At 68.7% G+C, this 15655-nt stretch carries 16 protein-coding genes and 1 pseudogene; 6 read left to right on the top strand and 11 right to left on the bottom strand.

Features of this window, described 5'->3' with window-relative positions:
- Positions 1–184: 184 nt before the first annotated feature.
- From E5P2_RS17580 to E5P2_RS17565, 4 genes and pseudogenes are all read left to right on the top strand, one after another.
- A complete protein-coding gene (locus E5P2_RS17580; protein ID WP_162568397.1) occupies positions 185–589 on the top strand; it encodes a phasin family protein in 405 nt (134 codons plus the stop codon).
- 29 nt (positions 590–618) lie between these two features.
- Positions 619–1377: a class I SAM-dependent methyltransferase gene (locus E5P2_RS17575; RefSeq protein ID WP_162568396.1), complete on the top strand. Its 759-nt coding sequence runs from the start codon at positions 619–621 to the stop codon at positions 1375–1377.
- Positions 1378–1380: 3 nt separating this feature from the next.
- Positions 1381–2942, top strand: a pseudogene (locus tag E5P2_RS17570) (ABC transporter ATP-binding protein).
- Positions 2943–2975: 33 nt separating this feature from the next.
- Positions 2976–3350, top strand: coding sequence for a hypothetical protein (locus E5P2_RS17565; RefSeq protein ID WP_232080733.1), 375 nt, complete (start codon positions 2976–2978; stop codon positions 3348–3350).
- 31 nt (positions 3351–3381) lie between these two features.
- Here E5P2_RS17565 and E5P2_RS17560 read toward each other — a convergent pair whose 3' ends face one another.
- The 8 genes from E5P2_RS17560 to E5P2_RS17525 form a co-directional block, all read right to left on the bottom strand.
- The gene (locus E5P2_RS17560; protein WP_162568395.1) at positions 3382–3522 is read right to left on the bottom strand and encodes a hypothetical protein; all 141 of its coding nucleotides are present in this window, start codon (positions 3520–3522) and stop codon (positions 3382–3384) included.
- A 29-nt stretch (positions 3523–3551) separates the two neighbouring features.
- Entirely contained in the window at positions 3552–4274 is a 723-nt protein-coding gene (locus tag E5P2_RS17555; RefSeq protein WP_162568394.1) for a TetR/AcrR family transcriptional regulator, read from the bottom strand.
- A gap of 6 nt (positions 4275–4280) precedes the next feature.
- Positions 4281–5309: a TRAP transporter substrate-binding protein gene (locus tag E5P2_RS17550; RefSeq protein WP_162568393.1), complete on the bottom strand. Its 1029-nt coding sequence runs from the start codon at positions 5307–5309 to the stop codon at positions 4281–4283.
- Positions 5310–5357: 48 nt separating this feature from the next.
- Positions 5358–7256, bottom strand: coding sequence for a TRAP transporter large permease (locus tag E5P2_RS17545; RefSeq protein ID WP_162568392.1), 1899 nt, complete (start codon positions 7254–7256; stop codon positions 5358–5360).
- Positions 7257–7416: 160 nt separating this feature from the next.
- The gene (locus E5P2_RS17540) at positions 7417–7929 is read right to left on the bottom strand and encodes a hypothetical protein (RefSeq protein WP_162568391.1); all 513 of its coding nucleotides are present in this window, start codon (positions 7927–7929) and stop codon (positions 7417–7419) included.
- A gap of 132 nt (positions 7930–8061) precedes the next feature.
- The gene (locus E5P2_RS17535) at positions 8062–9339 is read right to left on the bottom strand and encodes a c-type cytochrome (protein ID WP_162568390.1); all 1278 of its coding nucleotides are present in this window, start codon (positions 9337–9339) and stop codon (positions 8062–8064) included.
- Positions 9340–9350: 11 nt separating this feature from the next.
- The gene (locus tag E5P2_RS17530) at positions 9351–10091 is read right to left on the bottom strand and encodes a c-type cytochrome (protein ID WP_162570536.1); all 741 of its coding nucleotides are present in this window, start codon (positions 10089–10091) and stop codon (positions 9351–9353) included.
- 129 nt (positions 10092–10220) lie between these two features.
- Positions 10221–11639 (bottom strand): aminotransferase-like domain-containing protein, encoded by a 1419-nt coding sequence (locus E5P2_RS17525; protein ID WP_162568389.1) that lies wholly within the window; start codon positions 11637–11639, stop codon positions 10221–10223.
- Between the two features lie 106 nt (positions 11640–11745).
- Here E5P2_RS17525 and E5P2_RS17520 point away from each other — a divergent pair, with 106 nt between their 5' ends.
- A complete protein-coding gene (locus E5P2_RS17520) occupies positions 11746–11934 on the top strand; it encodes a DUF2970 domain-containing protein (RefSeq protein WP_162568388.1) in 189 nt (62 codons plus the stop codon).
- A 28-nt stretch (positions 11935–11962) separates the two neighbouring features.
- Positions 11963–12622: a DUF1345 domain-containing protein gene (locus E5P2_RS17515; RefSeq protein ID WP_162568387.1), complete on the top strand. Its 660-nt coding sequence runs from the start codon at positions 11963–11965 to the stop codon at positions 12620–12622.
- Here the strand turns inward: E5P2_RS17515 and E5P2_RS17510 are convergent.
- The 3 genes from E5P2_RS17510 to E5P2_RS17500 are packed head-to-tail and all read right to left on the bottom strand — an operon-like array spanning position 12594 to position 15615.
- Entirely contained in the window at positions 12594–13595 is a 1002-nt protein-coding gene (locus E5P2_RS17510; RefSeq protein ID WP_162568386.1) for a DMT family transporter, read from the bottom strand. The two genes, E5P2_RS17515 and E5P2_RS17510, sit on opposite strands and share 29 nt — an antisense overlap.
- Positions 13592–14089 (bottom strand): methylated-DNA--[protein]-cysteine S-methyltransferase, encoded by a 498-nt coding sequence (locus E5P2_RS17505; protein WP_162568385.1) that lies wholly within the window; start codon positions 14087–14089, stop codon positions 13592–13594. Before E5P2_RS17505 ends, E5P2_RS17510 begins: the two co-directional genes overlap by 4 nt.
- 5 nt (positions 14090–14094) lie before the next feature.
- Positions 14095–15615 carry a DNA-3-methyladenine glycosylase 2 family protein gene (locus E5P2_RS17500; protein ID WP_162568384.1) on the bottom strand — a complete coding sequence of 507 codons (1521 nt, stop codon included), beginning with the start codon at positions 15613–15615 and terminating at the stop codon, positions 14095–14097.
- Between the last annotated feature and the right edge of the window lie 40 nt (positions 15616–15655).

Raw genomic sequence — 15655 nt, 5'->3', positions numbered from 1 at the left:
TCCTGTCTTTCATGCAGCGTTGTCGCTGGATGAGGGAAGTGTCAACCCTCCCATCATGGGAAGGTCAAGGGCGCTGCGGGCGACCTTGCGCGGCACAAGGTTTCAGGCGGCCCAAATGGCTGTATCGTTCGTTGGCATCCTCTTGCAATCCCTTCCCGCAAACCCGTTGACAAGGAGACATTCCATGGCCAATGAAAGCAATCCCTTCGGCGACGTCACGAAGATCATCGAGCAGTTCAAGGTGCCCGGTATCGACATGGCCGCCATCGCCGAAGCGCGGCGCAAGGACATCCAGGCGCTGGTCGATGCCAACAAGGCGGCCTACGAAGGCATGCAGGCGCTGTCGCGCAAGCAGGCCGACATGCTGACGCAGACGCTGCAGGGCATCCAGGAAGTCGCGGGCGGTGCCGGCTTCGGCGATCCGTCGAAGCAGACCGAGCTGGTGCGCAAGGCCTTCGAGAAGACGCTGGCCGACATGAAGGAGCTGGCCGAGCTGGCGCGCAACTCGCAGGCCGACGCGATGTCGCACGTCACGCAGCGTGCGGCCGAGCACATGCAGGAGCTCAAGAAGCTGATGCAGCCCAAGTAGGCCGGCCGGAGCCGGGGCTGCCGACGACGATGGATTTCTACGACGGGCTCGCGCCGTTCTATCACCTGATCTATCCCGACTGGAACGCGAGCATCCGCCGTCAGGGCGAGCAGCTGTCGCAGCTCGTCGCGTCCGAATGGCCGGGCACGCGCCGCGTGCTCGACGTGGCCTGCGGCATCGGCACGCAGGCCCTTGCGCTGGCCGAGCGCGGCCATGCGGTCACCGGCGCCGACCTGTCGGCCGGGGCGATCGAGCGCGCCCGCGAGGAGGCCCGGCTGCGCGGCCTCGCCATCGACTTCCGTGTCGCCGACATGCGCGAGGCCCATGCGGCGCATGGCAGCGGTTTCGACCTGCTCGTCGCGTGCGACAACGCCGTGCCGCATCTGCTGAGCGACCAAGACCTGTTGCATGCGTTCCGGCAATTCGCGGCCTGCCTGAAGCCCGGCGGCGGCTGCCTGATCAGCGTGCGCGACTATGAGCGCGAGGCGCGCGGCACGAACCTCGTCAAGCACTATGGCGCCCGGGTGGAGAACGGCAAGCGTCACGTGCTGTTCCAGGTCTGGGACTTCGAGGGCGAGCACTACGACCTCGGCTTCTTCATCGTCGAGGAAGACCTCGCCAGCGCGCAAGTCACGACGCACGTGCTGCGCTCCAGGTACTACGCCGTGTCGACCACGCGGCTGTGCGGGCTGCTGCGCGAAGCGGGCTTCGACAGCGTGCGGCGCCTCGACGGCGTGTTCTACCAGCCCTTGCTCGTCGGCACGAAGCCGGCCGGCGCATCCGCCTGACCGATGCGCATCCTGTGGCGCTACCTGCGGCCGCACGGCGGCCTCGTCCTGTGGGCGCTGCTGCTGGCCGGCGTGAGCCAGGTGCTGGCGCTGATCGATCCGATCATCTTCGGCCGGATCATCGATGGCTATGCGATCCACCGCGCCGGCAAGACCGACCATGAACTGGTCACCGGGGTGCTGTCGCTGCTGCAGAAGGTGCGCGCCGACTGCGAACGCTTCATCAATACCTTCGTCAACACCGTGTTCGCGGCGCTGGTGGGCGTCGCCTTCCTGGTCTGGTATGCGGTGGCGAAGAACTGGATCCTGGTGCCGGTGTTCCTGGTCGGCGTGCTGCTCCTGGGCGGGCTCACCGGGCTGCTCAGCCGAGAGATCAAGAGCCAGCAACGCTCGATCGTGCGCGAGACGAACCGCAACTCGGGCTTCATCACCGAGTCGCTGCGCAATGTCGAGCTCATCAAGAGCCTGGGCCTGACCTTCGCCGAGATCCGTCGGCTGCAGGCGCAGACGGCGCGCATCTTTGCGCTCGAGATGCAGAAGGTCAAGCGCATCCGCCTCTTGTCCTTTCTGCAGGGCGCGACGCTGAGCCTGCTGAAGCTGGCGATCCTGTTCGCGCTCTTGTGGCTGATCTTCCGCAACGTGCTGAGCACCGGCGAGCTGATCGCGATGCAGTTCATCTCGGTGGCCATCTTCACGCCGCTGCAGGAGCTGGGCAACATCATCCTGGCCTGGCGCGAGGCGGACGCGTCGCTCTTGAATTTCGATGCGCTGATGCAGCGGCCGGTCGAGCGCCGGCCCGAATCGCCGATCGACACCGGGCCGATCACGCACGTGCGCTTTTCCGACGTGAGCTTTCGCCACAAGGGCGCGGCCGACAACGCGCTGGACGGCGTGTCCTTCGCCGCCGGGCTCGGCGACACCATCGCTTTCGTCGGCCCTTCGGGCTCGGGCAAGTCGACGCTGGTGAAGCTGCTGGTCGGGCTCTACACGCCGGCCGCCGGCGAGGTGTTCTACAACGACATCTCGACGCGCGACCTGCGCTACAACCGTGCGCGGCGGCAGATCGGCTTCGTGACGCAGGAGCCGCCGGCACGGTGCGCGAGAACATGCAGCTCGTGAAGCCGGACGTCAGCGATGCCGAGATCGCGACCGCGATGGTGCAGGCCTCCTGCGCCCATCTGCTGGAGAAATCGCCCGAGGGCCTGGACATGGCGATCGGCGAGGGCGGGCTGAAGCTCTCCGGCGGCGAGAAGCAGCGGCTGTCGATTGCCCGTGCACTCGTGCGCCAGCCGCGCCTGCTGATCTTCGACGAGGCGACCTCCGCGCTCGATTCGCTGACCGAGGAGCAGATCACCGACACCGTGCGCCAGGTGTCGGCGCGCAGCACGCAGATCACGATCCTGATCGCGCACCGGCTGTCGACCATCCTGCACGCCGGCACCATCTTCGTGCTCGAGAAGGGCCGCATCGTCGAAAGCGGCGATCACGCGACGCTGCTCGAACGCAAGGGCCTGTACCACGCGATGTGGCGCCAGCAGATTGGCGAGCGGCCGGTGCCGCGCTAAGCTGCGCGCCAAACGAAACCAAGGAGGTCTTTCATGAGCAACGCAGGCACAACGCCGGAACCACAGGCCGCCGTGCCTTCACCCGATGTGCGACGCCGCGCGCCGCTGCCGGCCGGCTATCGCGAGGGCGTCATCACGGCCATCACGGTGATGATCGGCTTTTCGCTCTCCTTCGTCCGCTACTGGGCCTTCGAGGCACCCGGCGACTGGACGGCGAATTCGGTGATCGCACTGATCGTGCTGGTGATACCCATCGTCGTGCAGATCTACACGCTGTACCGCGCGCTGCTGGTGGCCGATGACGACGAGACGACCTACAGGTCCACCATCCGATGGTTCATCGGTTCCATCTGCGGCATGCTGGTGTCGGTCGCGCTGGCTGCGATCGTGCTGTCGGGTCGCAACTGAGCGCACCCGCAATGCCTGGATGGTGCAGGCCTCACTGGGTGTTGAGGTAGCGCTCGATCTGGCAATCCCGGCCGCCGGGATCGGTGCTGCAGGGCGACGGCGATGGCGCATACGGCGTGGTCCCGCAGCCGGCCAGGATCAGCAGCGCCGTCAGTGCCAAGAGAATTCGCATCCGCTTTCCTTCATGTCGTCGCGATGCAGTCATTCTCCGGCAATCGGACATGAGGCGCAGACGAAGCGCAGCACCATTTCGACCACGCTGTCGCGCCGCGCACGCAGGGCTTGCGGCGCCTGTGTGTCGCGCCGGAAGATCATGCCGAAGGTGTGCTGGTTCGAGACGTTGAAGAAGGTCAGCGCCGAGATCGACGCGTGGATGTCGATCGGGTCCAGCCCGGGGCGGAACAACCCGCTGGCCACGCCGCGGGCATAGACCCCGGACACCGCCTCGATGGCCGATCCGTTGAGCTGGCGGATGTTCCTGCTCTGCTTCAGGTAGGTGCCGCGCTCGATGTTCTCGGCCATCACCAGCCGGATGTAATCCTGGTTGCGCTGGTGGTGATCGAAGGTGAAGACCACGAGCCGCCGCAAGGCCTCCAGCGGTTCCAGGTCGTCCAGCCGCAGCGCCGACTCGATCGTGCGCATGCGCCGGTACGACTCCTCCAGCACGCGCACGTACAGCTGCTCCTTGCTGCCGAAGTAGTAGTAGATCATCCGCTTGCTGGTCCGGGTGGCGGCGGCGATCTCGTCGATGCGTGCGCCGCTCAGGCCCTTCTCGGCAAACTCGTGGGTCGCCACCTCCAGGATGCCCGCCATCGTGCGCGCCGGATCGTTGGTGCGATAGGCCCGCCGCGCATCCCGCGGGACCTCGGCCTGCGCGCCGGACGCACGCAGCGGCGCAGCCACCGTTGCTGCCTTGGCTGCCATGGTCGGCTACTTTTTCGCGTCGGCGTCCTTGACCGCGGTCTGGATGCTGTCGATCAGCTTCGGATCGATCTTGGTCTTCAGAAACTCGATCACCGGCGGCTGGGCCGCGGCGCGGAACTCGGCCAGCTCGGCGGCGGTCGGCGTGTACACCGTCACGCCCTTGTCGGCCATGGTCTTGTTGCCGTTGGCGGTGAAGGTGCGGTTGACCTTGCGCTCCTCGGCGCAGGCCACCTTGCCCGCGTCGGTGACGACCTTCAGCAGATCCGGCGGCAGCGACTTGTAGAACTTGTCGCTGAGCACGAACCAGTCGATGCCGTAGTTGTGGCCGTCCAGCGTGACGTTCTTCTGTACTTCGTAGAACTTGGCGAAGATGAGCGTCGGGATCGGGTTCTCCTGGCCGTCGACCACGCCGGTCTGCAGCGCGGTGTAGGTCTCGGGGAATGCGATCGGCGTCGGCTGCGCGCCCAGCGCCTTCATCTCGGTGACGTACAGCGGCGTCTCCTGCACGCGGATCTTCATGCCGACCAGGTCCTTGGGCGAATGGATCGGCTTCTTGCCGCTGCTGAAGTGGCGAAAGCCCACTTCGCCGAAGCACAGGTTGTGCATGCCGGTGGCGGCGTTGAAGTCCGCCGACAGCTTCTGGCCGAAGGGGCCGTCCATCACCTTGTCCGCGACCTCGTCGCTCGGGAACAGGTAGGGAATGTCGGTAACCATTGCGCCGGGGAAGAAATTGGCCATCACGCCCGAGGCGAGGCCGGCCTGGATGAAGCCGTTCTTCACGCCTTCGACCACTTCGCGCTCGCCGCCCAGGGCACCTGCGCCGAAGATCTGCACGTCGATGCGGCCGCCGCTCTTGGCCTTGACCTCCTTGGCGAAGGTGTCGGCCATCACCGCCTTGCGCGAGGTGCCGAGGTCGGCCGAATCGGCGTGCGCCAGCTTCAACACGAACTTGCTCTGGGCCAGGACGCTCGAGCTGGCACAGCACACGAGCGCCGCCGCGGCGACGGTGGACAACAGGCGGAACGAGGGCTTCATGTGAGTGACTCCTGTGAGGTTGACGGTGGGAACGGAAAACGGGTGCGCTCAGTGAAGGTTGAACGCGTGCGGCAAGGCCAGGCTGATGGCGGGGAAGAGGGCGATGCAGATCAGTCCGATGAGCAGCACGGCCAGGTAGGGCAGAAAGCGCGGCGTCACCTTCTCGACCGAGGTGTCCATCACCGAACAGGTCACGAAGTAGCAAACGCCGAAGGGCGGTATGAAGGTGCCGATGCCCATCGAGATGATGATCACGATGCCGAAGGCCATCGGATCGATGCCGTAGTTCCTGGTGAGCTGCAGCAGCATCGGGCCGAAGATCAGGAGTGAAGGCAACCCTTCCAGGATCGAGCCCATCACCACCATCAGCACGATGGAGAAAGCCACGAACGCGAAGGCCGAGCCGCCGAACATGGCCAGGAACTCGGCCACCACCGGCTGCAGGCCGCTGATCGCCAGGGTCCACGAGAAGGCGCTGCCGGCGCTGACCATGAACAGCACCATGCCCGCCATCGCACCCGAATCGGCCAGCGTGGTGATGAAGCTCTTGAGGTTCATGCCGCGGTAGATGAAGACCGAGACCGCGATCGAGAACACCACCGCGATCGACGACACCTCGGTCGTGGTCGCGAAGCCGCCGACGATGCCGATGATCAGGATGATCGGCACCATCAGCGCCGGCAGTGCGCGAATGCTCAGCCTCGTGCGCTCGGTCCAGGAGACCGCGGGGCAGCGCGGCCAGTCGAACTTCTTCGCACGCCGGTTGATCATGATCATCAGGCACAGGCCCAGCACCGCCGCGGGCACCACGCCGGCGACGAAGAAGGTGGCCACCGACAGCGTCGTGATCGAGGCCAGCACCATCATCACCAGGCTCGGCGGAATGGTCTCGCCCATGATGCCGGCGGCCGACAGCACCGCGCCGCTTTCAGCCGGGTCGTAGCCCTGCTCCTTCAGCATGCCCTTGAGCGTGGTGCCGACCGCGGCCACGTCGGCGATCTTCGAGCCCGAGATGCCGGAGAAGATGTACATCGCGAGGACCAGCGCCTGCAGCAGGCCGCCGCGCATGCGCCCGACCATCGCGGTGACCCAGTCGGCCAGCGGCTTGGTCAGGCCGCCATCGGTCATCACGTTGCCGGCCAGGATGAAGAAGGGCACCGCCAGCAGGATGAAGCTGCTGATGCCGTTGGACATTGCCAGCGACACGGCCATCGGCTCCTCGCCCGAGCTGTAGATCAGGATGTAGGCGGTGACCGAGAGCACATAGGCGATCGGCACGCCCGCGAACACCAGGAACAGCAGCAGCAACAGCGCGAAGCCGATGCCGGCCGTGCCCAGCCAGGGACCGGTGAAGTACTGCGCGAGGAACCAGGCCAGCGTCAGGCCGCCGACCAGCAGCACGGCGACGACGTGCTGCCGGGCGGTGTGCCGGCGCAACTCGGCCAGCGCGAAGACCACGGTCAGGGCCATGCCGATGAAGAAGGGCAGCAGGGTCCACGACTTCGGGATCTGCAGCACCACGGTCAGGGTGTTCCAGGCCTCGTGCCACATCGGCACCGCATAGCGCAGGCCGATGAGGGCCACCACGATCACAAAGTAGTGGCGGGCGCACTCGACGTACTCGCGCCAGCGCTCCGGCAGCTTGTCGATGGCGAAGCGCACCACCAGGTGCAGGCCGCGGTGGTAGGCGATCGCGCCGCCGATGAAGGCCAGGCTGGTGAGCGAATACTCGGCCACCTCGTTGGCCCAGACCAATGAAGTCCCGAGCAGCCCGCGCATCGCGGTGTTGCCGAACAGCAGCAGCAGTTCGAGGAACAGCATCAGCGAGAGCAGCACGTCGAACGTTCGCTCCACGCGCGGCGAAAAGCGTTGATGGGGCAGCTCGAGATCCGCGGACATCTCGACACCGAGCGTGCGGTGTTCCGAGGTCGCGGCTGCAGGCTTCATCTGGGGTTCTCTTTTTTCGAATGCGGGTGCGAGCGCCGTGCCGACCGAGGGCCGGCCGACCTCCTCCGCACAAGAATGTACGAACTGGTTAGTTTTCCAGCCATACCCAATAACCCGCACGGTGCGGCGTCGCGCGCCAGCGCAGGAGCTTGCGAAGCGCTTATCGCTCGCGGCGGCTCTTCACATCGCCGAAGTCCACGAATGCCGTCGCAGCGAACGCGATGTCCGACGCGCTCTCGCGCGGCTCGGGCGGCGGCGGCGCGATGTCCATCAAGTCCGTCGCCGCAAGGCCGACTTCGCGTTGCGCGAGCAGTTCTGCGTGACGCTCCTTCGCGTTCTGGCGCAGGCGCGCGAGGTCGGCCCGGATCTCCTCGATCGAACGCATCTTGTTGGCGGGCGGCGTTGCCGCCTCCGGCTGAGCGGGGAGAGGCGGTGCAGCGTTCGACTGTGCGGCCGGCGCAGGCCGGGGCGATACCGCCAGCACTGGCGCGGGCATCGGCGCTTCGAGCGCCGCAGGCTCCGTCACGTCCGTGGTGTTTGTGGCCGCTGCGATCGACGTCGGGGCGAATGCCGAAACCTGCGGCGCCGGTTCGGCCGTTCGCCGCACGCCCAGCGCCGCGCCGATGCCCTGGCCGATTCGAAGAAGGATTCCGAAAAAGCGAGACGCTTGCATGGCGGGGAGTCCGAAAAAAGTTCGCACGATTGTGAAGCGAACTGCGACGGCCCATCAGGCGCGTTGTCCCGCATGTGGTGATTTGTCCACACGCTTGGCCGCGTTGGCGCAGGCGGCCACGCGGCGACGTTCTCAGCGCCGCATCGCGTCGCGCCGGCTGACCGGCGCCGCGTCGTTGCCCCAGGAGCCCCGGATGTAGGTGAGCACGGCGGCGATGTCGTCGTCGTCGAGCACATGGCCGAAGGGCGGCATGCCGTAGGGCCGCGGGTTGCCCGCGGTCGCAGGCAGGAAGCCGCCGTGGCGCACGACCTGGATCAGGTTGGCGGTCGAGTCCATCAGCACCGCACGGTTGCCCGCGAGCGGCGGGTAGGCGTTTTCGGCGCCCTGGCCCGCATCGCCGTGGCAGTAGGCGCAGCGCTGGTCGTAGATGCGGCTGCCGCGCACCATCTGGCCGGCGTCGCGGCGCTGCGGCGCGGTGTCGGCCGCGGTCGCCGTGCCCGGCGTGCTGTCGGGCAGCTGCTTCAGGAAGACGGCCATCGCGTGCAGGTCGGCGTCGCTCAGGTGCTGGGTGCTGCGGTACACCACGTCGGCCATCGGCCCCATCACCGAGCCGCGCGGCGAGCTGCCGTTCTTCAGCAGCGCCACCACGTCCTCGGGTGGCCAGTCGGCGACGCCGGCCTCGCGCTTCGAGGTGAGCGAAGGCGCATACCAGTTCTCGACCGGAATGAGCCCGCCCGAGAGGCCGAGCTTCTCCTCGGTGGCGCCGAGCACGTTGCGCGTGCCGTGGCAGGCGATGCAGTGGCCCAGGCCCTCGACAAGGTAGGCGCCGCGGTTCCACTCGGCCGGCCGCGCGGGATCGGCGACGAAGCTGCCCGGCGTGAAGAAGAGCGCGCGCCAGACGGCCAGTGCGGCCTGTGTGTCGTACGGAAAGCGCAGCTTGTGCGGCCGGTTGGGCGTGGCCGCGGGCGGCACGGTGCGCAGGTAGGCATAGATCGCATCCGAGTCCTCGCGCGTCACGCGGGTGAAGCTGGGATAGGGGAACGCCGGGTAGAGCAGGTGGCCGTCCTTCGAGCGGCCGTTGTGCATCGCGCGCCAGAAGTGCGCCGCGCTCCAGCTGCCGATGCCGGCGTTGCGCTCGGGTGTGAGGTTGCTCGCGAAGACGGTGCCGAAGGGCGTCTCGATGCCGACGCCGCCCGCGAAGGGCGCGCCGCCATGCGTCGTGTGGCAGCTCGCGCAGTTGCCGGCGAGCGCGAGGTAGCGGCCGCGCTCGATCTGCGCCGGCGTGGCGACGAAAGCGGCGGAGGGTTCGGGCACGGCGTCCTCGCCGCGCAGGTTGAGCGCGACGAGTGCGGCGACGGCCAGCAGCACGAGTGCAGCGAGGAAGATCAGGGAATAGACGAGGCGTCGCATGAAGAAGGGCCTCAGGGATTCATCGCGCTGCAGCGCAGGGGCAGCGGCGCGCGCGGCGCTGCGAGCGGATGGGGATCGGCCGGCATCGGCTGCACGGCCAGCCAGCTGGCCACGGCATTGATGTCGGCGGTCGTGAGCTTGCGGCCGACCTCGGCCATGCAGTCCGGCGCCAGCGCATGGCGCTCGCCGGTAACCCAGGTGCCGAGCTGCGACGAGAGGTACAGCCGCGGCAGGCCGACCAGCGACGGAATGCCCGGCTGAACGCCGGTGAGCGCCTCGCCGTGGCATTGCACGCAGGCCGGGATGTCGCGCGCCGCATCGCCGTGCATTACCAGCGCCTTGCCGCGCGCGAGCGTGTCGGCCGAGGCATCGCTGGTGGTCGCGACCGCGGGATAGGGCAGGTCGAGCGTGGCGAAGTAATGGGCGATCTCGCGCAGGTAGTCGTCGGACAGGTGCCGCACCATGTGGGCCATGTCGGCATTGAAGCGGCGGCCGTCGCGAAAGCTGCGCAGCTGGTTGAACAGGTAGCCCTCGGGCTTGCCGGCCAGGCGCGGGAAGAAGCCCTGGTCGCTGCTGGCGCCTTCGCGTCCGTGGCAGGCGATGCAGGCCGCGACGCGCTGCTCGATGGTGTCCGGCACATGGCCGGGCGCCGGCGAGGGTGCGGCGGCCTGCGCGACGGCTGACAGGCCGCAGGCCGCGAGCAGCAGGGCGGTGCGCCGCAGGGGTTGGTGAAGGAAGCGTGGGATGTTCATGCGTGTCGTGCGGCCGCTGCGGCACCTCGGTGCGCCGCGCGTGGCCACGTCGTCATTGTTCTCGATTGCCGATGCGAAGGACAGCATCAGTGTGCCCGGATTCGACCGGAGCAGTCGCACGCGAGGCCCCTAAGCGATGGCGGCCGTGGCCAGCCGTCCCAGCGTGGCCAGCGCCTGTTCGCTGCGCGCGTCCCATGCGTGGCCATAGTTCAGCCTGAGGCAGTTCGTGAAGGCGCGCGAGGCCGAGAAGATCGGGCCGGGCGCGACGCTGATGCCGAGCGCCAGCGCCTGCCGATGGATCGCCAGCGCATCGGCGCCCGGCGGCAGCTCGACCCACAGGAAGTAGCCGCCCGCCGGATGCGTGGCGCGCGTGCCGGGCGGGAAGTGCTGGGCCACCGCCTGCGCGAACGCGGATTGCTGCGCGGCCAGCGTCTGGCGCAGCCGGCGCAGATGCTTGTCGAAGCCGCCGTGCTCGAGGTAAGTGGCCAGCGCGAGCTGCGACGGTGCCGAGGCGCCCAGCGTGGTGGTCAGCTTCTGCCGCGCGACCGCGCGCGCGTAGCGGCCGGGCGCGGCCCAGCCGATGCGGTAGCCGGGCGCCAGGCATTTGGAGAAGGACGAGCAATGCAGCACCAGGCCCTGCGTGTCGAAGGCCTTCGCGGGCACGGGGCGCTTGTCGCCGAAGTAGAGCTCGGCGTAGACGTCGTCCTCGATCAGCGGCAGTTCGTGGCGCGCGAGCAGCTCGACCAGCGCCTTCTTGCGTTCGTCGGGCATCGAGCTGCCGAGCGGATTCTGGAAGGTCGTCATCAGCCAGCAGGCCTTCGGCTGGTGGCGTGCAATGGCATGTTCGAGCGCCGCCAGGTCGATGCCTTCGCGCGGATGGGTCGGCACCTCGACGGCCTGCAGGCCCATGCGTTCGAGTGCCTGCAGCGCGGCATAGAAGGTGGGCGATTCGATCACCACCGCATCGCCGGGGCGCGTCACCGCCGCGAGGCAGAGGTTCAGCGCTTCGAGTGCGCCGTTGGTGACCACGATCTCGTCCGTGTGCACCTGCAGCCCGCCGGCCAGGTAGCGCAGCGCGATCTGGCGCCGCAGCCGCGCATTGCCCGGGCTCAGGTCGTCGACGGTGCTCCACGGATCGAGCGCCTTGGCGCTCGATGCCATGGCCTGACCCAGGCGCGCGAGCGGAAACAGGAGCGGGCTCGGAAAGGCCGAGCCGAAAGGCACCACCTCGCGCGTCATGCTGGCCTCGAGGATCTCGAACACGTGTTCGCTGACGTCGACCGCCACCGAGGCATCGCTCGGCTGCGAGGTCTGCTCGGGTTCGGGCGGTGCCAGCCGCGCGCCGGCCAAGACGTAGTAGCCGGAGCGCTCCCGCGCCTGGATCAGACCGCGCGCCTCGAGCAGGTAGTAGGCCTGGAAGACCGTCGAGGGGCTCACCCCGCGGCTGGTGCTCGCGTGGCGCACCGAGGGCAGGCGGTCGCCCGGCCGCAGCACACCGCCGCGGATGGAGGCCTCGACATCGGCGGCGAGCAGCTCATAGCGCTTCATCGAGTGGTTTCTGATCTGCTTTTTTCCGTGCCCACTGCGTCTTTCATAATGGCCGGGGTTGGGTCACATTATCCCTATCGCTCCACCGACGAAAAACGAGGCTGCCATGTCGAAATTCCTGCGCTATCTGCGTGCCGTGCTCTGGGCCTTCATCGGGCTCGGCGGCCGCCGCTCCGACGCGGCCGGGCGCGTCGATCAGGCCGGCGTGCTGCCGACGATTGCCATCGCGCTGGTGCTGGTGCTCTTGATCGTCTGCGGGCTGATCGCGCTCGCGAAGTTCGCCGCCGGGGCCTGAGTCAGGTAGCCCGGCTACAGTCCGGGCCATGCATTCCCGTTTCTACAGGCTGACCGGCTGGCACCGGTTGCTGGCCGGCGCCGTGGTGGGCGTTCTCGTGGCCCTGATCCCATGGCCGCTCGATGGTGTCTCGCGCGGACTGCTGGGCTGGTGCTGCGGCGCCGCGAGCTACCTGCTGCCGGCCTGGTGGATGGCCGAGGTGTCGAACGCGCAACGCACGCGGTCGCGCGCGCAGTCGCTCGATCAGCCCAGTGCGGTGATCCTCGGCATCATGCTGACCGTGGTCGGCGTCAGCGTGGTGGTGATCGTGATGCTGCTGCAGCAGGCGCGCCCGCTCCACGGCTCCGACCGTGCCGCGCACATTGCGCTCGGCCTGGTCGCGCTGGCGGGGTCGTGGCTGATGATCCACACGATCTATGCCTTTCATTACGCGCACCGCTTCTACCAGGAGGAGCGCGAGAAGTCGGCCGCCGGCCCGGGGCTGGATTTTCCGGGCAAGCTCGATCCGGACTACTTCGACTTCCTCTACTACTCGTTCGTGGTCGGCATGACCTCGCAGGTGTCCGACGTGCAGGTCACCTCGCGCGAGATGCGGCGCATCACGCTGATCCACGGCGTGCTGTCCTTCGCCTTCAACATGCTGGTGCTGGCGCTGTCCATCAACGTGGTGGCGGGCGCGATGCAGTAGCCGCCGCGGGCCGGCGCCGGCCGAGCACGACCATGCCCGTCGACAGTGCCACGCCGCACACGATCACCGCGGCGCAGACCAGCATCCACGGCGTGATCTGTTCGTCGAGGAACACGGCGCCGTAGAACAGCGCGAACACGGGCACCAGGAAGGTCACGGTCAGCGCACGCGCCGGCCCTGCGCTCTCGATCAACCGGAAGTACAGCACGTAGGCGAGGCCGGTGCACGCCGTGCCGACCGCCACCAGCGCCAGCCATGCGTGCAGGCTCGGCATGTGCGCCGGCCACAGCCACCACGCGGGCAGCGCGAGCAGGAGCGTGGCGCCGATCTGGTTGCCGGTCGCCGTGGCCAGCGCGGGAACGCCGGTCAGGTGCTTGCGCGTGAGGCTGGCGCCGAAGGCATAGCAGATGCACGCGCCGAGACAGGCCGCGATGGCCCAGAGCGCCGCGGTGGGGTCCGCGCCCGAGTGGAAGCCCGCGCTGCGCCAGGCCAGCATCGCGACGCCGGCGAAGCCGGCCACCAGCCCCGCGCTGCGCGAGCCACCGGGCCGGTCGCCGAAGAAGGCCCAGGCCACCAGGGCGCCGAACATCGGTGTCGTTGCATTGAGCACCGCCGCCAGGCCGCTGTTGACGGTCAGCAGCGCGAACGAGAAGAAGGCGAAGGGCAGGCCGCAATTGAGGATGCCGAGCGCGAGTGCGGGTTTCCAGCGCTGCCGCAACGCGGGCCACTGGCCGCGCGCGAACAACAGCGGCAACAGGAACAGCGCGGCGATCGCGACCCGCACCGCGGCCGTCGGCAGTGCGCCGAACTCGGCCGCGCCGATGCGCATGAAGAGGAAGGACGCGCCCCACAGCGAGGCCAGCAGCAGCAGGTCGACCAGCCAGGCGCTGCGTGCAGGCCGGGCCGCGCCCGGTGCTTGCGTGAGGGAGCCGACGATGGTCGTGCCGGCGGTCGCACACTCGCCTTCGCTCATCGGGCGCCTTCGAGTTCGAGCAGCGCGGCCTTGCGAGCGAGCCCGCCCGCATAGCCGGTCAGCGAGCCGTCGGTGCCGAGCACGCGGTGGCAGGGCACGATCACGCTGAGCGGATTCCGGCCGACCGCCGCACCCACCGCACGCACCGCAGCGGGATTGCCGACGCCGGCGCTCAACGCGCCGTAGCTGGTGGTCTGGCCCGGCGGGATGGCGAGCAGCGCCTGCCACACCGACTGCTGGAAGGCCGTGCCGTGCGAAAGGTCCAGCGGCAGGTCGAAGTGCTTGCGCTTGCCGGCGAAGTAGTCGAGCAGCTGCGCGGCCGCCTCGCGCAGCACCGGATGATCGGCATCGGGCACCCAGCCGGTCATGTCGGGCCAGTGGCGCTGCTGGTCGAACCAGACGCCGGCCAGGCCCTGGTCGGTGGCCGCCAGCGTGATGCCGCCGAGCGGGCTGTCGAAATGCGCGGTGCGCAGGTGGGAGGTCTTGAATTTCATGGCTGTCAGGCAGGAATGCCGGTGGTGGTTGCGGGAGCGGGGCTGTACCAGGCGCGCAGCACCGCGTAGCTGCGCCACGGTCGCCAGGCCTGCGAGGCCTCGGCCGCGGCGCGCGCCGTCGAGACGCCGAGCGCTTTCTGCAGCGCCACGTCGCCGGAGGGAAAGGCATCGGGCCAGCGCAGCGCGCGCATCGCGATGTACTGCGCGGTCCAGTCGCCGATGCCGGGCAGCGCCTGCAGCGCGGCCAGGGTGGCCGGCACGTCGGCGCCGGCATGCAGGGTGAGCCGGCCTGCGATCACCTCGCGCGCCAGCGCGAGCAAAGCCGCCTGCCGTTGACGCACGATGCCGAGCTGACCCAGCGCATCGCCGCTGGCCTCGGCGATGGCGGCCGGTGTCGGGAACAGCCGGTCGAGCCCTTCGACGGGCGTCGCCAGCGCTTCGCCGAAGGCCTGCACCAGCCGCGTGCCCAAGGTGCGTGCCGCGACCACCGTGATCTGCTGGCCGAGTACCGCGCGCACCGCGAGCTCGAAGCCGTCGACCGTGCCCGGCACGCGCAGGCCATCGCCATGCGGGAAGGCCGCATGCAGCGCGTGGTTGATCGCCATCGGCTCGGCATCGAGATCGAGCATCGCGCGCACGCGGCTGATCACGGTCGGCAGCACCGCCGCGAGCGAATCGCCGACGCGCAGCAGCAGCTGCTCGCGCAGCGGATCGAAGCGAAGCTGCAGCCAGCCCGTGTGCAGCCGCGTCGACTGCACGACGCGCAGCGTGCGCGCGAGCTGCATCGCATCGCCGGTGCCGGACACCACCTCGACGCCGCCCAATGCGCGGCGGGCGAAGAAGCCCAGCATGGTCTCGCCGTCATAGGGCGGCCGGAAGCCCAGCCGCACCTCGACCGCCTCGCCTTCGCGGCCGTGGCGCGAGGGTCCGGCGCGGCGCAGCGCGCTCGGATTGAGGCCGTAATGCCCGACGAAGGCGGCATTGAAGCGCCGCACGCTCGCGAAACCGCTGGCCAGCGCGACCTGCGTCATCGGCAGGCGCGTGTCGGCGATCAGCTGCTTGGCGGCGAGCAGGCGGCGCGTCTGCAGGTATTGCAGCGGGGAGACGCCGAACTGCGTCTCGAAGATCCGCCGCAGGTGGCGGTCGCTGACGCCGAGCCGGGCCGCGATGTCGGCCGCGCCGGGGCCGTCCTCGGCCCAGGCATCGGGCTCGTCGATCAGGCGCGCGGCCTGCAGCGCGAGGATGCGCGAGGCGTCCTCGGTCGACCAGCTCGCCGCGCGCGGCGCGAGTTCGGGCCGGCAGCGCAGGCAAGGACGAAAGCCCGCGGCTTCCGCCTGCGCCGCGTGGCGGAAGAAGCGGCAGTTCTCTCGCCGCGGCAGCTTCACGCGGCAGACCGGGCGGCAGTAGACGCCGGTCGAGGTGACGCCGGTGAAGAACGAGCCGTCGAAGCGCGCGTCGTGCGCCTTCATCGCCAGGTAGCAGGCGTCGTTCTCGAGGCCGGGGCTGGATGCGGGGGTGGAGGACATGAACGGATGATAGGGTCGCGCGCCGCGCGAACTGGCCATT

The sequence above is a fragment of the Variovorax sp. SRS16 genome (genome assembly GCF_901827165.1).
Taxonomy (GTDB): Bacteria; Pseudomonadota; Gammaproteobacteria; order Burkholderiales; family Burkholderiaceae_C; genus Variovorax.
The sequence above is the reverse complement of the archived record's forward strand: the minus strand, read 5'-3'. Positions and strand labels throughout refer to the sequence as shown.